19 protein-coding genes are annotated in these 19,311 nt (G+C 50.1%); 2 read left to right on the forward strand and 17 right to left on the reverse strand.

Going from position 1 to position 19,311, the window contains the following annotated elements:
- Positions 1-36: 36 nt before the first annotated feature.
- The 7 genes from LOK74_RS09395 to LOK74_RS09425 all read right to left on the reverse strand — a co-directional run bounded on the left by LOK74_RS09395 (position 37) and on the right by LOK74_RS09425 (position 8,302).
- A complete protein-coding gene (locus tag LOK74_RS09395) occupies positions 37-1,527 on the reverse strand; it encodes a sugar ABC transporter ATP-binding protein (protein ID WP_230046376.1) in 1,491 nt (496 codons plus the stop codon).
- A gap of 105 nt (positions 1,528-1,632) precedes the next feature.
- Positions 1,633-2,631, reverse strand: coding sequence for a sugar ABC transporter substrate-binding protein (locus LOK74_RS09400; protein ID WP_230046377.1), 999 nt, complete (start codon positions 2,629-2,631; stop codon positions 1,633-1,635).
- A 49-nt stretch (positions 2,632-2,680) separates the two neighbouring features.
- Positions 2,681-3,706 (reverse strand): Gfo/Idh/MocA family oxidoreductase, encoded by a 1,026-nt coding sequence (locus LOK74_RS09405; RefSeq protein ID WP_420908751.1) that lies wholly within the window; start codon positions 3,704-3,706, stop codon positions 2,681-2,683.
- 65 nt (positions 3,707-3,771) lie between these two features.
- The gene (locus LOK74_RS09410) at positions 3,772-4,950 is read right to left on the reverse strand and encodes a Gfo/Idh/MocA family protein (RefSeq protein ID WP_230046379.1); all 1,179 of its coding nucleotides are present in this window, start codon (positions 4,948-4,950) and stop codon (positions 3,772-3,774) included.
- Positions 4,951-4,997: 47 nt separating this feature from the next.
- A complete protein-coding gene (locus LOK74_RS09415) occupies positions 4,998-6,077 on the reverse strand; it encodes a Gfo/Idh/MocA family protein (RefSeq protein ID WP_230046380.1) in 1,080 nt (359 codons plus the stop codon).
- A 414-nt stretch (positions 6,078-6,491) separates the two neighbouring features.
- Positions 6,492-7,493, reverse strand: coding sequence for a LacI family DNA-binding transcriptional regulator (locus LOK74_RS09420; protein WP_230046381.1), 1,002 nt, complete (start codon positions 7,491-7,493; stop codon positions 6,492-6,494).
- A gap of 212 nt (positions 7,494-7,705) precedes the next feature.
- On the reverse strand, positions 7,706-8,302 hold the full coding sequence (locus tag LOK74_RS09425) for an LOG family protein (protein ID WP_230046382.1): 597 nt from the start codon (positions 8,300-8,302) through the stop codon (positions 7,706-7,708).
- Between the two features lie 196 nt (positions 8,303-8,498).
- On the opposite strand from LOK74_RS09425, the gene LOK74_RS09430 reads away from it, so the two are divergent.
- Both LOK74_RS09430 and LOK74_RS09435 read left to right on the forward strand, forming a co-directional pair.
- A complete protein-coding gene (locus tag LOK74_RS09430; protein ID WP_230046383.1) occupies positions 8,499-9,080 on the forward strand; it encodes a TetR/AcrR family transcriptional regulator in 582 nt (193 codons plus the stop codon).
- Positions 9,058-9,495 (forward strand): DMT family transporter, encoded by a 438-nt coding sequence (locus tag LOK74_RS09435; protein ID WP_230046384.1) that lies wholly within the window; start codon positions 9,058-9,060, stop codon positions 9,493-9,495. Before LOK74_RS09430 ends, LOK74_RS09435 begins: the two co-directional genes overlap by 23 nt.
- 125 nt (positions 9,496-9,620) lie before the next feature.
- Here the strand turns inward: LOK74_RS09435 and LOK74_RS09440 are convergent, their stop codons facing one another.
- The 10 genes from LOK74_RS09440 to LOK74_RS09485 form a co-directional block, all read right to left on the reverse strand.
- On the reverse strand, positions 9,621-10,985 hold the full coding sequence (locus LOK74_RS09440; protein ID WP_230046385.1) for a TolB family protein: 1,365 nt from the start codon (positions 10,983-10,985) through the stop codon (positions 9,621-9,623).
- Positions 10,986-11,059: 74 nt separating this feature from the next.
- Complete coding sequence (locus tag LOK74_RS09445) at positions 11,060-11,791, reverse strand: ferric reductase-like transmembrane domain-containing protein (RefSeq protein WP_230046386.1); 732 nt, start codon at positions 11,789-11,791, stop codon at positions 11,060-11,062.
- Between the two features lie 163 nt (positions 11,792-11,954).
- Positions 11,955-13,022: a phosphodiester glycosidase family protein gene (locus tag LOK74_RS09450; RefSeq protein WP_420908752.1), complete on the reverse strand. Its 1,068-nt coding sequence runs from the start codon at positions 13,020-13,022 to the stop codon at positions 11,955-11,957.
- Positions 13,012-13,473 (reverse strand): hypothetical protein, encoded by a 462-nt coding sequence (locus LOK74_RS09455; RefSeq protein ID WP_230046388.1) that lies wholly within the window; start codon positions 13,471-13,473, stop codon positions 13,012-13,014. Before LOK74_RS09455 ends, LOK74_RS09450 begins: the two co-directional genes overlap by 11 nt.
- A gap of 269 nt (positions 13,474-13,742) precedes the next feature.
- Positions 13,743-14,135, reverse strand: coding sequence for a kinase-associated lipoprotein KapB (kapB, locus tag LOK74_RS09460; RefSeq protein ID WP_230046389.1), 393 nt, complete (start codon positions 14,133-14,135; stop codon positions 13,743-13,745).
- Between the two features lie 48 nt (positions 14,136-14,183).
- On the reverse strand, positions 14,184-14,357 hold the full coding sequence (locus tag LOK74_RS09465) for a hypothetical protein (RefSeq protein ID WP_230046390.1): 174 nt from the start codon (positions 14,355-14,357) through the stop codon (positions 14,184-14,186).
- Between the two features lie 61 nt (positions 14,358-14,418).
- Positions 14,419-15,510 carry a mandelate racemase/muconate lactonizing enzyme family protein gene (locus LOK74_RS09470; RefSeq protein ID WP_230046391.1) on the reverse strand — a complete coding sequence of 364 codons (1,092 nt, stop codon included), beginning with the start codon at positions 15,508-15,510 and terminating at the stop codon, positions 14,419-14,421.
- A 137-nt stretch (positions 15,511-15,647) separates the two neighbouring features.
- Positions 15,648-16,748: a tRNA 2-thiouridine(34) synthase MnmA gene (gene mnmA / locus LOK74_RS09475; RefSeq protein ID WP_230046392.1), complete on the reverse strand. Its 1,101-nt coding sequence runs from the start codon at positions 16,746-16,748 to the stop codon at positions 15,648-15,650.
- Between the two features lie 256 nt (positions 16,749-17,004).
- Entirely contained in the window at positions 17,005-17,967 is a 963-nt protein-coding gene (locus tag LOK74_RS09480; RefSeq protein ID WP_230046393.1) for a sensor domain-containing diguanylate cyclase, read from the reverse strand.
- A 99-nt stretch (positions 17,968-18,066) separates the two neighbouring features.
- Entirely contained in the window at positions 18,067-19,230 is a 1,164-nt protein-coding gene (locus LOK74_RS09485) for a YheC/YheD family endospore coat-associated protein (RefSeq protein WP_230046394.1), read from the reverse strand.
- Positions 19,231-19,311 lie beyond the last annotated feature (81 nt).

Genomic DNA, 19,311 nt, shown 5'->3' on the forward strand with positions numbered 1-19,311 from the left:
TTACTTCCTCCTGACTGATTAAACTGGCACGAGCAGCTATGCGGTGGCCAACGCCATCACTTTTTCCTGTGTCGCCTCATCTCTGCTCAATTCCCCCGTCTTTCTGCCATCATGCATGACCAGGATTCTGTCGCTTATTCCTAAAATTTCAGGCAACTCGGAGGAGATCACCACGATTGCCTTCCCCTTTTTGGCCATTTCAAAGATCAGATTGTAGATTTCCGACTTTGCCCCGACGTCAATCCCTCTCGTCGGTTCGTCCAGGATCAAGATGTCCGGGTCGTGGAGCAACCATCTGGCGATCAGCGCCTTCTGCTGATTGCCGCCGCTTAAAAGTCTGACCGCTTGGTTCAGGCTCGGGGACTTGATCGACAGCTGATCCATCTGTTTTTTACAATCCGCGTCGATTCGCTTCTGATTGAGGAAGCCGCCCTTTGCATATTGGTCTATATTGACGGTAATCATGTTGTCTTGCACCGACAGGGGCAGAAACAAACCCGTTACTTTTCGATCTTCTGTGAGCAGCCCGATTCCATGTTTGATCGCATCGCGAGGGGAGCGGATGATCTTTTTTTCGCCTTTGATGTAGATCTCACCCGAATCGGGTGGCGTGATTCCAAATACGCTCTCCATCACTTCCGTACGTCCTGAACCCATCAAGCCGGCAACACCGACGATTTCCCCTTTTCTGACCTCAAAGCTGACGTTGGAAAACTTCCCTCTTTTGGTGAGCCCCTTCACCGACAAAGCCACATCTTTGATTTCAACTGCTTTTTTGTGGAATACCTGGTTGAGTTCCCGCTCCACCATCATTTGAATCAATTGTTCTTTTGTAAAGTTGCGGCTCGATCTTGTCCCGACGTACCTGCCATCTCGCAGAACGGTAAACTCGTCTGTAATTTGCGATAACTCATCCATCTTGTGTGTAATATAGATGATGGATACCCCTTGTTTTTTCAGGGAACGGATGATGGTAAAAAGGTGATTCACTTCTTTTTCGGTAATGGCCGACGTCGGTTCATCCATTATAATTAGTTTTGAATTATAAGAGATCGCCTTGGCTATCTCTACCATTTGGGTATTGGCTATGCTCAGATCGGCCATCCTGGCTTTCGGATCAATATCGATCTCCAGGCGTTCAAATAATTCTCTCGTATTGGCTTCCAGTTCCTTCGCCTTTACCCAGCCTGTCATGCCCCAGCTCGGTTCTCTTCCCAGAAAAATATTCTCGGCTACCGTCATGTATGGAACCGGACTTAGCTCCTGATGAATCATCGAGATCCCTTTATCAAGTGCCTGTTTAATCGTGGATAGCTTCAACTCTTCCCCATCGAAGATGACCGACCCCTGATCGGGCGTATAGATCCCGATCAAAATCTTCATCAACGTTGATTTCCCGGCGCCATTCTCACCCATCAAGGCATGAACCGTTCCCCGCTCTACTCGGAGATGAACGTCATCCAAGGCTTTTACTCCAGGAAATTGCTTGCTGATATGTTTCATTTCCAAGATGTAATCTCTACTCATGGTCATTCCCTCCTTTTCGACAGGATGGCTTTTGGGAAAGGACACCATTGCGGCGGAGTGTCCTTTCCCTTTTTGCATAACTCTTACGCCTCAGGCTTTAAAGCCTTATTGCCATTTCTTGATGTACTCTTCCACATTCTCTTTTGTTACCAGTTCATACGGTATCCAGTTGAACTGTTCTACCTGTTCCCCTTTCGCTGCTTTAATGGCCGTTTCCAGACCACCCTTTCCTTGTCCTGTGGCATTTTGGAACACGGTAACTTTTAATTGTCCGGATTTTACGTATTCGAGCGCATCTGGGGTTGCATCGATGCCTGCGACAATCACATGTTCCAGTTTTCCTGCTGCCTCCAAGGCCATAATCGCTCCGATTGCCATCTCATCGTTATTGGATACAACCGCATCGATCTGTTTGCCGGTTTGCAGCCAGTTCTCCATTAAGGCCATGCCTTTTGCCCGATCCCATTCACCAGTCCCCTCCAGAACAACCTGCATCTCCGGGTACTTGTCGATGATTTGTTTGTTTCCTTCCGTTCTCTTGATCTGCGCCTCATGTCCCATCTGACCGTTCATGATCACAATGTTTCCCTTTCCGTCCAGGAGTTTGGCCACTTCCTCCATCTGCATCAGCCCTGCCTTGATGGACTCCGATCCCACATAGGCAGTTGCCTTCTCAACACCTTCATACTGTCTGTTCACGACGACTATGGGAACGTTGGCAGCGTTTGCTTTCTCCACCATATTGGGAGCAGAGGTTGTGTCGACCGGCACCATCACGATGGCGTCCACTTGCTGCTGGATGAAGTTCTCGATTTGTGACAGCTGTTTGCTGGCGTCATTCATCGCATCGACGTAGATCACTTCTACATTTTCCTGGGTTGCTTCGTACTGCTTCATCCCATCCTGCAAGTAGCTCAACCACTTGTCGTCAAAGTCCGGTAGAGCTGCCCCAATGACAATCTTGTCGCTGTTTGCTGCACTGCCTTGCCCTTGCTGGCTTCCTTCCGCTGACGGCGCCGCACTTGGCTGGCTGCCACAACCTGCTGTCAATACCGCGATCATGAAAACCATCATGATGGAAAGCAAGTTCTTTTTCCTTTTCATAGGTCATCCCCCTCATCTCATTTGTTTTGGTTTCTGCCTGTTACCCGGATTAGGTTCTGGATGTTGCGTGTCCCACCTCCATGTGGACTGTTTCCCCCTTGTCAAAAGATGCTGTGGCAGCAATCGCGATCTCAAGGTTGATTTTGCCATCTATCTCAGTCACAATGGGGGTCTCTCTATTTGCTACACACTGGATGAAGTGATCCAGTTCCAGCCGGTAGGCATCTCGAAATCTGGTTTGAAAATCGGGAATAATCTCGTAGGTGCTTCCCCTGGCGGTAAGCAGCGTCACATCCTGGTTGCGCAGGGTTCCGATGAACAGGGACCCTTCCGTGCCAATGATCTCCGTGCGAATGTCATGGCCATAGGGAGAGTTTCGACTCGCTTCCATATCCCCCGCCGCACCGGAATCAAACTGTACATACGTGATCGCCTGATCCACATCGTGAAACTCTTCCATGAAGGGATGCAGCAACACGCTACCGTGGGCCGAGACGGAACTGATTTCGGCTCCCATCAGGTACCGCGCAATGTCGTAATCGTGAATCGAGACATCCAGGAACATGCGACCACTGTTCTTGATAAACTCGGCAGGCGGTGAACCATCATCCCGGGTGATGCCTTTGAAATAGATCGGTTTGCCGATGTCCCCTGCGTCGATTCTTCTCTTTGCCTCCGCGTAAGCCGGATCAAATCTCCTCATAAACCCGACCTGGCAAATCACATCCTGTTCCCTGATGGTTCGGATGATCTCATCTGCCTCGTCCAACTTTTGCGTAAGCGGCTTTTCTACAAAGATCGATTTCCCTAGTAACGCTGCTCTTTTGATCATCTCTGCATGGGTACTGGTAGGCGTCACAATGACGACCGCATCAATATCGGAATCTTCAAACACCTCATCCGGATTCTCTGTCCATTTCCTGATGCCAAACTCTCGTGCCACTTGTTCGGCCCGCCCTGCCATCGGATCGACGAGCGCGACTAATTCTGCCCCGCCGACTTGATGGGTGGCCAGGTTTTTGGCATGATGATAACCCAAACGGCCCAAACCCAGAACCGCACAGCGAATCGCCATGAACACTCCCCCTCACTCATTCCTTTATGTAAAGCGCTGTTATGCAGCAGCAAACAAAATAACGTCTAGCTGGGTTGCGTGATCGTAGACAGTTGTACCCATTTCCCGCTTTCTGCGGACCGTTCAACAGCCTCAAGCACCTCTTGATTGCGAACGCCATCGGCAAAATTGGGGGCGGGGCTGAACCCGTCGGCGATGCCATTCATCATCTCTGCCAGCAGATTGATAAACGTATGCTCATAGCCGATGATATGGCCTGCAGGCCAGTACGCTCCGGCGTACGGGTGTTCCACTTCTGTACAGTTGATCGTGCGGAATCCCTGCAACCCTGGTTCATCCTCTTCCAAATAGACTTGCAGGTTGTTCATGTTTTCCATATCCCAGCGAATCGAGCCTTTTTCACCATTGATCTCAAAACGGTTCCCGGCACGATTCCCCCTGCTGAAGCGGGTAGCCTCGAAGATTCCCAACGCCCCGTTTTCAAATCGAGCCAGAAAAGCGGAAGCGTCATCCACGTTTACTTCTCCCCATTTGTCCCCTTCCACACGCCCCTTTAGACGAATATCCATCTCGCCTAACGGCCGTTTTTTGACAAACGTTTCCTTCATTCCAGTCACTTCGCTGAATTCTCCGACCAGAAACCGGGCCAGATCGATGATATGGGCACCCAGGTCGCCGAGTGTTCCAGAACCTGACACTTCTTTACGCAGCCGCCATGTGAGCGGAAAATCGGGTGACATCAGCCAATCCTGCAGAAAAGTGGCGCGAATATGAAAGATCCTTCCCAAACAGCCCTGCTCAATCAGTTTTTTGGCGAATTGCACAGCGGGAGCAAAGCGGTAATTGTGACAAATCATATGGACGACTCCAGTCTTGTTGACAGCGTCCAACATCAGTTGGGACTGCTCCACAGTCAATGCCAGCGGCTTTTCACAAATGACGTGCTTGCCAGCCTTTGCTGCCGCGATCGCGATCTCAGCGTGGGTGTTGTTTGGGGTGACAATGTCTATGAGATCGATATCTTCACGTTCGATCAACCGGCGCCAGTCCGTTTCATAAGAGGCCCATCCCATTTTTTCCGCTGCCTCTTTCACTCCCTGCTCGTCGCGTCCGGCCACTGCTTGCATAACCGGGTGCACACTGGTATCAAAGAAAAACGGGATATCTCGAAAAGCATGGCTGTGCGCTTTTCCCATGAACTTGTAGCCTACCATGCCGATCCGTACCTGTTTCTTCATCGCCATCTCTCCACTCACCCATCCTTCTATTTGTCTCGCCACTTACACATTGTTTACATATGTGTTTTTTGGAATAAATCAATTGTTTTACCTGTTTTAGCGCTTTCATAAATCGTTTCGAGCAAACGAATGGACTGAAAACCATCTTCAGCGGTCACAGGGGGGTTCGTTCCATTGACAATAGCATCGATGAACAGACGATCCTCTTCTATATACCCCCACTTTTCCTCTATGGATAGTTGGAAAAAGTCGCTAATATGGGCAGCTTGTTTTAACCCGGGTGCGTACATCACCTTCTCCAATTCTTGTGTCGTAACAGTAGAATATTTGCCGTAGACTTCTATACTTTCAAAAGGAAAACTCCAACCAGCATGTGCAAAGGTTACAAAATTAGCAATCGTCCCCGATTCAAAGGTGAGCATGATGGCAAAGGTATCCAGCTCTGAGTCTGAGATATTCCGCCTGCCCTCGCATCGCACGGTGAGAACTTCACCGAACAAATAACGACTCAGGTCCATCAAATGAAAGGGGGTCTCATACAGAAAGCCGCCGGTAACCTTGGGATCAGACGTCCAGGCCGGATTCAGCAATTCTCCCCGGTTCATTTTTAAATTGGCTAAATAGGGCTTTACCTCGCCCGACGTGATCAATCCCTTTACCCGTTTGTAAACAGATGCGAACCGCCGATTCATTCCCAGGTTGTAAACCGCTTTTGACGTTGCTGCAGCGTTTTTGATTTGCTCCGCTTCTGAAAGCGATGTAGACATCGGTTTTTCAGAAAAGACGTGAATGCCATTCTGGAGGCATTTCAGGACAGGTTTCACATGCATGGTATTGGGAGTTGTTACGTAGACCGCCTGCACCCCCAAATCAAACAAATCTTCCAACGTGCTTACTGCTTTCGCATTCCCGGCTGCATTCGCCAAGGCAGCCGCTCTCTCTACCACAATATCGGCGACACCGATAATCTCCACTCTTTCATCCTGCTTCAGGATGGAAGTGTGAACGTTTGCAATCCAACCTGCTCCCAAAATACCTAGCTTCACCTTTGACATGTTTCCTGTCTCCCTTCTTTTCGATTGCCAGTTCTGCTTGCGATGCGTCCAATCTTCCCAGTCATAGTCTTGATCCATGATACGACCATCTTCATACCAACAGATAAGAGATCGTTACGAAAGAAAGCGTTTGCACACAATCCCCCGACAAACAGTAGTGTCCTGAATCTGATATACAGCATTTTGTACGGGAGTAATAAGGGTAAACCAACCAGATGTTGTGTCATCCGCTTGCTATCTCAGGAGGGAATGAGCTTTTTTTGCGCAAGCGCTTTCTCTAATTGCTTACAATTTTATTCATTCGTCACTCCGTTTGCAATACTTTTTTGAAAATTTTTATTTTGCTTTTGTTCAATCTAGTTGCCTTATCTCTTTTTTGGTCAATCCAGGAAATCATTTCAAAAAAAAAGACGATCATGCGCCACCTTAACCAGGTCAGCTCATGATCGCTTGTCATTCACTCTTTAGTGAGGCGTTTTGCCCTGCATCCTTCTACAAGGCCTTCGTAGAACTGCGAACAATCAATTCAGGAGGGAATATAACCCGCTGCTTTGTTTTTTTCTCCCCTTCAATTTCCCGGACCAACAGATCCATCACCTGACGCGCCATCTCATCGATCGGTTGGGCAATGGTCGTTAATGGCGGGTCAACGATCGTAGCCAGTATCGTGTTATCAAAACCTACGACAGACAAATCATCCGGTATGGCAAGGTCCAACTCTTTGGCCGCCTGGTACACGCCAATAGCGAGGGAGTCAAAGTAAGCAAATATGGCTGTTGGTCTTTTTGGAGACTTCAGCAACGCAAGGGCTGCCTGTTTGCTGTCCTTGATCGAGTAGCCTGTTTTGATCACCAGCGCTTCATCATACTGTATCCCATTTTCATCCAGTACTTGCCGATACGCCTGATGGCGAAATCTTTCACTCGTACGAGTAAGCGCTCCCACCATCATGCCAATCCTGCTGTGCCCTAAAGAGACGAGATGAGAAGTTGCCATATATCCACCCAAAAAATCGTCTACCGTCACAACATCAATCGTCAATTCGGGGATATCCTGCGCGATCAGGGCAACAGGAAAACCGTCTTTGATCAAGCTGTGCAAACCGGTATGTTTTTTAGTAGTAGTCCCAATGATGAGACCATCAACACTCTTTTGTTTGATCAAAGACAGGTATATCTCTTCCGTATCCGGATTATTATCCGTGTTGCACATGATCAGGTTAAAACCTCGTCTTCTGCCGTGGTCTTCTACTCTTCTCGCAATCTCGGCAAAAAACGGGTTTGCGACATCGGGAATGATCAGTCCAACCGTACGAGTCCCCTTACCTGTAAGGGCAGAGGCGACCACACTTGGCTGATACTGCAGTTTGGCCATGACATCCAGCACCTTTTTTCTTGTCTTCTCACTGATTCGTCCTGTGTTGTTGATTACTCTAGAAACAGTGGAGATGGACACTCCTGCTTTTTCCGCAACATCGTAAATCGTTGTCTTCATGCTTCACCAGTCTTTCGCAATCGTATTCAACTACAAGTACCATCCATAGTTGCTTCCTGCCACCGGAAAGGAAAGCGCTTGCTCATATTTTCCTTTCTAGTTTACATGGTGTTACATGAATTCGCAATATTTTACCGCTGACTTTCACGCTTTTCCATTCTGTTTAGGATGATGCTTCAACCGATCCCCAAAAAAAGAGAGTGCCCCGCAAATCAGGAACTCTCCCCGCTCCGTGAAAGCTGCTCCCACTTGTTTCCCAGCTCCGGAGGCTGATAATCCTTCAGCTTTTGAATCAGGATCAGGGCTTGTTCTGCCGATACAAACAGTTGTTTGTGGACTTCCCGGACAAATCCCGCCTTCACCGCGTGGCTGACCATCTCCAACAGCGGCGTATAGTAACCAGCGATGTTAAACAAACCAATCGGCTTTCGATGGATACCCAATTGCGCCCAACTAACCACCTCGAACAGCTCTTCAAACGTGCCAAAACCTCCCGGCAGCGCTACATAAGCATCTGAAAGCTGGCCCATGGTAGCTTTGCGTTCGTGCATATCCTTAACTTCGATCAATTGGGTCAAGCCGGAGTGAACCATTTCTCCTTTGAACAGGGAAGTGGGCATGACACCAATCACTTTGCCGCCATGTCTCAGCACTTCATTGGCCACTTCCCCCATTAGTCCAACCTGTGAACCGCCATAAACCAATTCAAGACCGTTCTCGGCAATCACCTTGCCTAACTCCCGAGAGAGCTGTGTGTACTCCTCGATCTTCCCGGCATTCGATCCGGCAAATACGCAAATCCGTCTCATTATGTAGAACCCTCCATCACAAGGTATAAGACGATCATACCAGTAAAATGCAAATCGAGGAAGTATCGCTGCTATGATAGACGATTTTTCGGCCTCTCCTGATCGGCCAGCCCCTCTCTTCTTTTCAGCGAAACCGCTTGACTTGTCGGAAAAGAAGCGATACGATCCTAACTAACGTTAGTTAGGGAGGGGTTGTATGACCGTTGAACGAATCAAGGCAGCCGCACTGAAACAGTTTGCCCAACATGGATACGATGGCGCTTCCTTGTCTGATATCGCAAAAGAGGCAGGGATTAAAACACCCTCTATTTACGCCCATTTTAAAAGTAAGGAAGACCTGTTTTTGTCCGTCTTTGATGACCTGCTCAAGCTAGATGTGGAACAAACGATTCGCCTTGCGGAACAAATCGAAACGAAGACGGTGAAAGAGAAGTTACACGCTATTCTCATTCATTACTGCAAAATCTTCGCCACTACCGAACAGGGGATGTTTTGGCAACGAGCGATGTTTTTTCCGCCAGAATTTTTGCGCGAGACACTGCAGATGTGGTTTGCCAACTACGAATCAAGATTAACAGGAATCCTCATCTCGATCTTTGAAGAAGCTATTGACACGGGCGTCATTGCCGCACAGGAACCGAGTGACTTGTTGGCGGCATACTACTGCATGCTCGACGGCCTCTCCATCGAGTGCCATTACTACAGTCCGGATGAATACGAGCGACGAATCGCTGCAGTCTGGTCGATTTTTTGGAATGGGCTTCAAGCTCAGAGATGATAACGAGGAGTGCAGACCAGTGAAGGCATGGATTTATTTGATTATCGCGGGATTATTTGAGGTTGTTTGGGCTGTTGGTCTGAAGTACACACAAGGGTTCACCCGCCCGATCCCCAGCTTGATCACAGCAGGCGGGATGATCATCAGTTTCTACTTTCTGTCCCAATCGTTAAAGTGGCTGCCGATCGGTACAGGTTACGCTGTCTGGACCGGCATCGGAGCAGCGGGAACCATCATTATCGGCATGATCTTTATGGGTGAACCAAAAGATTGGCTGCGCATTACGTTTTTGCTGATGATTATCGGTGGGATTATCGGGTTGAAGGCTACTTCTACCGGTGTCGAAGCACACACTGCGGTCGATCAACCAACTCACATTGTACAGGAACAATCAAAAGACGAACCCCGCCCCTGATCTCCCAATCAGGATGGCGGGGTTTTTCTGATGCGCGAATCTGGATCATCACCACCGCTCGCGGCAGTCTCTCATCTCACAGCGTTCCCCGTTTATTTTTTTGCTCGCAAACTCTTGTCAGAGGTTTATTCCGTCCAATAAGGAACAACCCACTGTGGCAGGTAATTGCTGTAGTAACCGGGGCTGCCGCTGATCCCTCGAATCAATTCTCGCTCTGTTCCTTCAGCGAGTTGTTTTAGATAAATCGATCCTTTGTGGGGCGCAGCAAGCCGTAAGTAGAGAAGCTGCTTTCCATCCGGTGAGAGCAGTGGTCCGTAATCGGCCGTGTCTGCAGTCCCTTCAGTGAGGACGGTCTGCGCACCGTCCATCGACTGTTGCCATATTCGCTGTCCAGGAACGTAAAGTCCATCGGGTTCAGCCAGATCTCCCCAATGTCGTTCTTGACCGCGCACAAACAAGAACCCCCCGTCATCACCCAGCGGGATGGGAGCCGTATCCACAAAACCAGCCTGGCTGAGGTTTATCAGCTCACCCTTGTGTGTATCAAACAGCCGCAAATGCTTGTTGATCGTCGCTTCCCTGCCTCCCCCTCCGATAAAAGCCAGTTGACTGCTGTCAGCGGACCAGGCAAACCACTCTGGATAGGCCAGCCCATCCCCGAGCGACGTCGTTTCTCCCGTCGCCAGGTGCAGCAAGCGGATTTCAACGCCATCGGCGGTAATCGATGCTGAATTAGGCAGGGCAAAAAACGCCATGTATTCGCCGTTTGGGGACCAGGTCAGACCCGCCGCCTGTCGTACGTAGATGTCATCCATGTTAACCGGAGATGCGTCGGTGTACAGGTCACGCAGTTTGCCATCCAGTGACAGCAGGCCAATCTGCAATGGCTTCTCTTCTGTCCGCGGCTGCGAGATGGCGATTTGCTTGCCATCCGGCGCCCACGCCATCTCCACCACTTTATCCCCGGCAGGAAGCAGAACTTCATACTGGAGACTGCCGTCATCGGCTACGGTCACCATCTTTGCTGACTCCTCAGTGTGCTCACCATCTGCTGCAGATTGATAGATGATGCGGTTATCCACCGGTGACCAAGCTGGCCTGCTGTTGACGGACTGTGGATCAACCTCGACAAGCTGTGAACCATCCGAGTTGACGAGATGCAAATATTTGCGGTGTTCTGGACCACTCTGCGGTTCAAACAGGAAGGCAAACCACTGCCCATCCAAAGACCACCCGATCATCTCATCAACACCCTGCGGTGTCACCGGCACAGGCTGCGCTGACGCATCACGGGCATCCATCATCCATAAACGCTCATCACTGACTAAAGCAAGTTTAGCAGGAAGAGTTGCCGACGATCCTCTTTGCACGGCTATTGACTGCATCGTTGGTTCTGTTATTACCTGCGGTTCAGCCACAACAGGGACTTGGTTTACTTGACTGACTAAGACCGACACTAACGCTCCACACTTGAGCAGGGAAATCAACATCTAATCTCTCCTCGCTGGTTCAGATTCTCACTTACTGAGACGGCTAAACCAGGCAGGCTGTTACATCTAGACGGTCACCGCTTCAGCTTGACACTTGAATACTTGCTGCGAACTACCGTCCAAATGAAAGTGATGGTTCTGACAAGGACGACAACAAACAGCAGCGGCAGCAGATCACCTGCTTCCAGCGGTTCTGCTTTGATCCCTTCCACATAAATGAGTCCATGAAGCGCAACCAACAAAAAGATGATGGGATTGCTCACGTGCAGCCGTCTCCAAGCAGTTCCCCCAAGCAGCCGTACTGCCCGATCGGACGAGGTGAGCCACATCGCCAGCAAACAGCAGAAGGCGATCAGACCAAGATAGTTGGCGATCCCCATCATGCTGATTTTGATTGACCATCCACCTCGGTTCTGATCGAGGAAGAGATGGATCCAGCCCGTAGCCGGCTGTTGATCATCTAGGTAAAATAGAAATCGCGCACCATTCTCAAACGAAACCAGCACCAATCCAACGTGCAGAAAAACCGCTGCACCGGTCCAGATACCGATATCCCGCCGCAGATAGAGCAAAGAGGCAGTCCACCTTGTGGGCAGCCATTGTTTCAGCGGACCGATCAACAGCGTAATCCCGATGCCGATAAAAGCAATGTACCCCAGGATCATGCTCCATGCTTCCCTTGACTGGAAGTGGGCAAAATCGGGCCAAAGCTGGCGTGAGAAGATAAGTACGGCGACCGCGATGATGATGTTGGCTGCCATCCTCTTCATACGAGTCTGGTTGGAGCTTTCTGCCTGCTGATTCACTGTTATCATTCCTCCCTGGAGTTGTATCCGCTTGTATGTGTTGGATGCAGCCACCCAGGGTTTTGTTACATAAAAAAGACCCGAAGCTTATGCTCCGGGTCAAATCCCCATCAGCAAGGACCGGGACAGATCCTTCGTATCCGTCGATCCAGTGATAGGAGCGTCAAGGCAAAACTACGATATTGCTGGTCACAGGACGTTCACGACCATCCGACGGGCGATTGAGAATTTTCCCTTTGTAGTAGAATGCACTTGAACCACCGCCATCCAGGTTGTAAGCATCGCGCACTTTGAACTCCAGCAGCTTGGACTGAGCCTCTTCCAAGGTGACGCCGTTGCTCCACCCTTTTCGCCTTCCGTCGATCACGATAAACAACAGATCGCCGTTGGTAAAGTGACCAATCATCGTCCGGGGCTGTCGTGTGTTAGCCCAGTCACGCGGGATCGGCATTCGTTTACCGTCTTGCAGCAATGTAGGAAGGAAGCTGGCCCCCTGCAGAACATCCATCTGCTCCAATTGTTCTCTCGACGTCACTTTCCCGCCGACCAATCTCCCATTCTTGTTAAATCCGACAAAGGAAAGGTTGGTGTTGGTGGAGAAGGCAGCAATTTTTCCGTCAACCACTGTGGTACCCAGTACCGCCAACTTGCCATCCGTTTGATAGAAACCACCTGCATTGACCGCAAGCACGGCACCTTTTCGTTTGGCGGCGTGGCTGGTTGTTTCTCCGTTGCTGACCACTTTATCGTTGGCCAGAACCACTTTTAATGCGTTTGGGTTGTGCAGTCTTACTTTGGCCATGTAGCCTCGGTACCCTGCCTCTGTCAGCGAGTACACTTTCACCGTGGCATTCTCACCGAACGTCTGGCCGATCGGATCCCCCAACATACTGGACAAGATCTGATCCAGAACATCTTCTGATTTGGCCACCTGAGAATGGCTGGCTGCGACCAATTGCTCTATCTTTTTGTGATGCGTCTCATAATACTCCTTCTCTTCTTCGGCTGCTTCTTTCAAATCCTGAATCGCGTCGATCGCATCAGCAGTTATGTCCTTGGTCTCATCTACGGCACTGCTGACCTCCGTCAAACGTGTTTTTGTCTCATCCAGCGGCAGCTGCAGTCGTTCCGCTTGTAAAGTCTGGACCGGATTTGCGAGAGCGAAGGCGAGATAGAAACCGACAACGGGAGCAAGCAGAAAAGCGAGGAAGCCATGAGCCTTACCAGGCACGAGCTGCATCCTCCAGTTTCTTGAGTGAGCTTTTCAACTCGTCCAACTGCTTCGTCAACTCTTCGATCCGCTTTTCCAAAGCCTGCTTCGTCTCGTCGGTCCCGTTGAGGGTCTCTCCCGTCAATTCCAAATCTTCTTTTATATAATTCAACTCATCTTTCAATTCCGACATGTCATCCCGTACTTTTTCAACTTCTTCCTGCATCGTCTCTACTTGTTCGGTATTCGTCGCTTCCGCTTGCGTCAACCGCTGGTCAATATAAGCCCGTGTCTGATCAATATACCAGTCGGCCAGCAGATAGCCGCCGACAGCGAGGCAGAGCCAGAGCACGACCGAGATGACCAAAACGATATTCTTATTTTGCTTCCGTTTGCGCTGTTTTGGTTCCAGTCTTGTCCCACTCGTATCCGAGATCTCTGCCTGCAGATGGGCAGTTGTTTGTCTGTTCATGGATTGAAGCCTCCTGCTACTAGTTGATCTTCTCTATTATATCATTCTATCAGTTGAAAACAGCCGGGGAAAAATAACCTGAACAACTCATACCCATGCCAACAGGTTTGACTGCTCGTTCACATAGACGTGTAGAACAACGAGCATGTTTCATTCTTTTGGAGCATGTTATAGCTGAATGTTCTTCCGGTTTTGGCACCTGCACAAATCAGCGCTGGGGTTGCCCGCCGCAGAAAGAGAGCCAGACGGTATGGCCGTCTGGCTATCGGCTATGATTGGGGAAAGTACTCTGCCTCCAGTTTACGAAGCTCTTCCAAAGCGCGGTCTGCCCAGGCTCCCGGCCGCTTGCTCAGTTCTTCTTTTTCTGTCTGCAAGGCTAGCCGGAGTGATTCCCGATAGTCGGGAACTGTCCCGTCATACGGCTGAAGCATCCTAAGCGGCACTATCACTTTTTCTTGATAGGCCAATGCTTTTCGCTGGTGAAACAACATCACCTCCGCCTGGTACGGATGATGCAAGTCTCCTTGCAGCGGGTGTTTTCGAACGGCCAACACCTTTACAGTCGCTTTCTCCGGATACAATTCTATGATCTGAGCCATGTATTCCCCCGACTTGTAGGAGGCGATGACATACTCGCCTACACGTGGCGCAAACTCCTGCATGCTTCCTTCCCTCCTTTTCCCTGATCTAATCTCTCCTGCCCAACACTTCTATAGCAAGTTTGTACCGATCAGACGATCGGCAAACGCTACTGGTACCTCGTCAGGCAAAGTCATCTGAACATACATAAATATGGCAATCGAAACAAGCGAGGCGACGACAAACAAGCTAAACACGATAAAGATCAGCCTCGCATGTCGTCTCTGACGCTCCTCTTCGTTCATCCTTATCCCCTCTTTTCTTGAGTCCGATCCTCGAACCTGATAAAAAAACGCCGTTATCTGTTTAAGCCTCAACCGATTCAAGCACCTGTTTGATACCCAAGCCTGGGACTTCAGGCAGTTTGATCAATCTGCCCTCGTAGCTGACTCCTCCCTGAACCGGATCGTTTTTCAGCAACAACGGTGCGTCAAAGTCAAAACGGTTGATGTTCTTCTTGCTGGCTGCAAAATGGGCGGCTGCCGTAATACCCAGCCGAGATTCGATCATGCTGCCCACCATGCAGAAAATCCCGTTTTCTTCGGCAATACTGTTGATTACCTGTGCTTTATAGATCCCTCCGGCTTTCATCAGTTTGATGTTGATCAGGTCGGCTGCCCTCCTGCTCACCACTTCCAAGGCCTGTGCCGGAGAAAAAACGCTTTCGTCAGCCATGATCGGAGTGTAGACCGCATCGGTCACCATCTTTAATCCTGTGATGTCATGGGCCTTTACCGGCTGTTCCACCAGTTCAATCTCCAATCCCATGTCTTCCATCTTGCGAATCGAGCGAATGGCCTCTTTTGCCTGCCATCCCTGATTGGCATCCAGTCTGATCTTGACATCGTAGCCTACGCGATTGCGTATCTCTTGAATCCGATCAATATCACGATTGATATCATCTTTACCGACTTTTATTTTCAATATGCGGAACCCTTCCCGTACATAGCCAACCGCGTCCTCTCCCATCTCCTGGGGCGAATTGACGCTGACCGTATAGTCTGTTTCGATCTCGCTGCGATACCCACCCAGCAGCTGGTACAAAGGGAGTCCGGCGTGCTGGGCCAGCAGATCGTAAATGGCCATGTCGACAGCGGCCTTGGCACTGCTGTTCCCTACGATTGACTGATGCAGCAAATGGAACACTTCTTCATAATTCAACAGATTTTTGCCAATCAACTGCGGCTTGATCGTATGGCTGATGGCTGATTCGATACTACCCAGGCTGTCGCCTGTGATGACCACTGTGGCAGGTGCTTCACCCCATCCGGCAAGACCATTGTCACAGCTTACTTTGACGATGATCGACTCAGCCACTTCCACGGTACGCAATGCCGTCTTAAATGGCTTTTTCAGGGGCACTGCTTGCCTCCTTACTGCAATGTCGGTAATCTTCATATGTACTGCCTCCTTCATGCTTGGCCAAAAATCATATGTCTTTCGCGCTCTTTTTCAACAATCGGAGCAATCCGACGATTGGGTGAAAACGAAGCTTAGGGGCAGGCTAGGAGAAGAAAAAGAAGGGACTGAGCGGTTCAGTCCCCTTCTCTGATCACTTGGTCGATGGTCGCACCGCCCAGACACTCTTCCCCATTGTAAAAGACTACGGCTTGACCAGGCGTAACCGCCTTTTGCCGCTCGTCGAACAACACACGGACCTGCCCTTGCCCCAGCATCTGCACCGTCACTTGTTGATCAGGCTGACGATAGCGGAACTTAGCTGTGCAGCGGAACTCTGCTTTTGGCTCGCGGTCGCTGATCCAGTTGACGTCGGAGGCCAACAAGCCGTTTGAATAAAGACGGGGATGATCACCACCCTGTGCCACAACCAATATATTGTTGTTCAGATCTTTATCTACCACGAACCACGGCTGTCCGTTGCCGCCGCCGCCAATCCCCAGTCCCTGCCGCTGTCCCAGTGTATAGTACATCAACCCTTCATGACGACCGAGCGTTTCCCCTTCGACCGTCTGGATCTCACCTGGTGTAGCCGGCAGGTAGCTGCGCAGAAACTCACGGAAATTGCGCTCTCCAATAAAACAAATACCGGTACTGTCCTTCTTTTTGGCGGTAGCTAGACCGGCTTCTGTTGCCAGTTGGCGAACCTGCTGTTTCGGCAGATGACCGATAGGAAACATCGTCTTGGCCAGTTGGGACTGACCCAGCGCGTTTAAGAAGTACGTCTGATCCTTGTTGGAATCAACACCGCGCAACAGCTTGTACTCCCCGTCCAGATATTCAACCCTGGCGTAATGACCGGTCGCGATATAATCTGCTCCCAGTTGGAGGGCCTTGTCAAGAAACTCACCAAACTTGATCTCCCGGTTGCACATCACGTCAGGATTGGGGGTACGCCCCTTTTTATATTCATCGAGAAAGTACGCAAACACTTTCTCCATGTACTCTTTTTCAAAGTTTACGGTGTAGTAGGGGATGCCGATCTGGTCACAAACCCGTCTGACGTCCTGAAAGTCGTCCTCAGCCGTACAATGGCCAAATTCATCCGTGTCGTCCCAGTTTTTCATAAACACACCGATCACATCATACCCCTTTTGTTTCAACAGCAGGGCAGTGACCGATGAGTCCACCCCTCCGGACATCCCGACCACTACTCGTGTCTCTTCCGGTTTTTTCATGTGTAGGGCCTCTCTTTCCATCCTTCCTTAGTAGCATTGTTTCCATCCAGCGAATTCTTATCAGCCCATCAGGATGCGCTGTATAATGATCGCGAAGGGATATTTCTCTACATTGTATCCCTCTTCCATCAAAACGTCCAGTTGCACGGAGACCCACTCTGAACCAAAAGGAGTGTTCCTGCATTTCCTCTGGGTGAGAAGAAGCTCAGTATGGACGAAGAAAAACCTATCCGAGCCGGGATAGGTTTGTGTCCTTCTATTCAGATCCATTGAGGAGCAGATGACCTCCGGTTCTCCCCCCAGCATGGATCGTACTGGGGCAGAACAGTGTGTACTGGTTCCTCCCTTGCGACTTGGCCTGGTAAAGGGCGATATCTGCGTGTCTCATCAACAACTCACCGGTACTGCCATGCTCCGGGTAAAGAGCGACTCCGATGCTTACCGATGCGGTAAACGTATGCTGTCGGATCTTCCACGGCCGACGGACGGAGTCCAAGATGCGCTGCGTGAGCACGATCGCTTCGCCTTGATTCGCAACCGCGGGAAGCAGGATCATAAACTCGTCGCCGCCCATTCGCGCGATAGTATCGGAAGATCGCACGCAGCATTGCAACCGGTTGGCAAACTCCTGCAGAAACTGGTCGCCAATCTCATGCCCCATCGAATCGTTTATCTCTTTAAATAAATCGCAATCAAGATAAAGAATAGCCAATGGCAGTCCGGTCTTGACGGTCTGTGTCATAACCTGAGACAAACGCTCCTCGAACAACCGTCGATTGGGTAATCCCGTGAGCGTATCGTGATAGGCCATAAACTGCAGTTTCTCCTCCAAGCGTTTGCGCTCGGTGACGTCTCTGGTAAGGGATAACACGTGAGTACATACGCCATCGGAATTGATGATCGGGGTAAGAACCGACTCACCACAGATCTCGTCGATCGACACAAACGATACCGGCTTCCCCACTTCCACTGCTTCTTGATACTTGCTAATCAGCAGTTCCGCCTTTTTGGGATCATCAGCGTACACTTCGTCAATTCGTTTTCCATAGGCACTTTCCGAAATCCTGGCGACTTTCATCGCCTCCCGGTTGATGAACACGTAACGGAACTGGCGAAACCCCGCTACTTCCATCAAAAATACCATGTCTGCCGCATGATCAAAAAACCAACTGAGAACGTCTGTGTGTCGCTCGATTAGTTCGGTCACATCTTTACGCATTCCATTTGGCTCCTTACCTGAAATCCCTTCGTCCCAGATGTCGGCCTACTATTCTGTCTATACTACTATATCATTAGTAGTAGAGCGACAAACAAGAGGCTAATATTGTCGAAATTTGGCCATTTGTTTAGCAGGCCGCTGCTTCGTCTGCAGTTCAGCCCCAGACCAGACCCACTGTCCGTCAGGAGTCTGTTGAGATGTGAGAAAAAGGGCGAACTGCAGCGGTCTTTGCACGGCTAACTTGTACAAGTCGGGTTGCCCCATCTCCCGGAAGATATCCCGCCCTGGCTTGGGATTGATTTCAATCAGCCAGACACGACCGATGACGTCGATTCCAATATCCAGCCCCAGTTCCATCATACGTCCAAAATGTCCCTCGACTGTGCTTGCCGTCTGATGCGCCAGTTGATGACATTCTCGGATAATCTCATCCGCCTTTTCTTCACCAAAATGGGATGCTAGAAATGGTTTGGCTTCGACTGCTTTTCCACCACCATGCAGATTAGCTGTCGCGCTGTTTTCCGGACCGACGCGAACCCCCATTCCCGTGACCTTCCATTCGCCGCTGCCATCCTTTTGGATCAGGAGGCGAATGTCGACAGAGCGGTCGCGCAGCAGGCCCAGATCCAATCCTTGCTGCAGCAGGTACTTGTCGCGCCCAATCCAACGCTTTACACGAAGTGTCAAGGAGGATGCATCACGGGCGACAGCAGCTTTCTTGTTCCGATTTTTATCCCTGCCCAGCATCCGATAGTACCCGTTTTGCTGGTCGATTCGCAGAATGCCGCGCCCACCAGTCCCGTTGATTGGCTTGAGATAAATCACCTGATGACGTCGCAGCATCTCCAACAGCTTACGTTGTTGACTGGTATAGAGATACGTCTCCGGAAGCCACTTCCGCATGTTTTCGTCGTTGTACAATACTTCATGTGCTCGCCACTTGTTGGCAAAGCGACTGTTGGCATACAGAAAGTGCGGTTGTTTGCGAAAAGCGACGTACTCTTTAAAAATCGGCTTTTGCGTATACCAGTAACGGTCAATTACTACGTCAGGCCAGCGAAACCATCTGCTGGCCCATTTGTCCTCTGACGACAAGAAAATCCCTTTTACTTTCTTGCTTTTTACGTTCACATCACCAGGGGAAAACAAAAAGACGGCAGCTCCCAACCTCCGTCCGGCACGTAACAGTTGTCGGAAGTACTCTGGCTCCTTAAACGTAGTCCCTTCCCGCCAAGTCAAGATGCCGATAGTGGGCTTATACATGCCAACACCCCTTTATGTCTCGGTCTACTCCTTGGCATTCTATTCATCCACTCCAGACAGGCGTGCACCCAAAGCTGAGCA

This window comes from Brevibacillus humidisoli (assembly GCF_020923435.1).
GTDB lineage: Bacteria > Bacillota > Bacilli > Brevibacillales > Brevibacillaceae > Brevibacillus_E > Brevibacillus_E humidisoli.

Excerpts from the sequence above, each read along its gene's own strand:
- LOK74_RS09395 (WP_230046376.1), bottom strand. The coding sequence starts at position 1,527 with ATGAGTAGAGATTACATCTTGGAAATGAAACATATCAGCAAGCAATTT.
- LOK74_RS09400 (WP_230046377.1), bottom strand. The coding sequence starts at position 2,631 with ATGAAAAGGAAAAAGAACTTGCTTTCCATCATGATGGTTTTCATGATC.
- LOK74_RS09405 (WP_420908751.1), bottom strand. The coding sequence starts at position 3,706 with ATGGCGATTCGCTGTGCGGTTCTGGGTTTGGGCCGTTTGGGTTATCAT.
- LOK74_RS09410 (WP_230046379.1), bottom strand. The coding sequence starts at position 4,950 with ATGGCGATGAAGAAACAGGTACGGATCGGCATGGTAGGCTACAAGTTC.
- LOK74_RS09415 (WP_230046380.1), bottom strand. The coding sequence starts at position 6,077 with ATGGATCAAGACTATGACTGGGAAGATTGGACGCATCGCAAGCAGAAC.
- LOK74_RS09420 (WP_230046381.1), bottom strand. The coding sequence starts at position 7,493 with ATGAAGACAACGATTTACGATGTTGCGGAAAAAGCAGGAGTGTCCATC.
- LOK74_RS09425 (WP_230046382.1), bottom strand. The coding sequence starts at position 8,302 with ATGAGACGGATTTGCGTATTTGCCGGATCGAATGCCGGGAAGATCGAG.
- LOK74_RS09430 (WP_230046383.1), top strand. The coding sequence starts at position 8,499 with ATGACCGTTGAACGAATCAAGGCAGCCGCACTGAAACAGTTTGCCCAA.
- LOK74_RS09435 (WP_230046384.1), top strand. The coding sequence starts at position 9,058 with ATGGGCTTCAAGCTCAGAGATGATAACGAGGAGTGCAGACCAGTGAAG.
- LOK74_RS09440 (WP_230046385.1), bottom strand. The coding sequence starts at position 10,985 with ATGTTGATTTCCCTGCTCAAGTGTGGAGCGTTAGTGTCGGTCTTAGTC.
- LOK74_RS09455 (WP_230046388.1), bottom strand. The coding sequence starts at position 13,473 with ATGAACAGACAAACAACTGCCCATCTGCAGGCAGAGATCTCGGATACG.
- kapB (WP_230046389.1), bottom strand. The coding sequence starts at position 14,135 with ATGCAGGAGTTTGCGCCACGTGTAGGCGAGTATGTCATCGCCTCCTAC.
- LOK74_RS09465 (WP_230046390.1), bottom strand. The coding sequence starts at position 14,357 with ATGAACGAAGAGGAGCGTCAGAGACGACATGCGAGGCTGATCTTTATC.
- LOK74_RS09470 (WP_230046391.1), bottom strand. The coding sequence starts at position 15,510 with ATGAAGATTACCGACATTGCAGTAAGGAGGCAAGCAGTGCCCCTGAAA.
- mnmA (WP_230046392.1), bottom strand. The coding sequence starts at position 16,748 with ATGAAAAAACCGGAAGAGACACGAGTAGTGGTCGGGATGTCCGGAGGG.
- LOK74_RS09480 (WP_230046393.1), bottom strand. The coding sequence starts at position 17,967 with ATGCGTAAAGATGTGACCGAACTAATCGAGCGACACACAGACGTTCTC.
- LOK74_RS09485 (WP_230046394.1), bottom strand. The coding sequence starts at position 19,230 with ATGTATAAGCCCACTATCGGCATCTTGACTTGGCGGGAAGGGACTACG.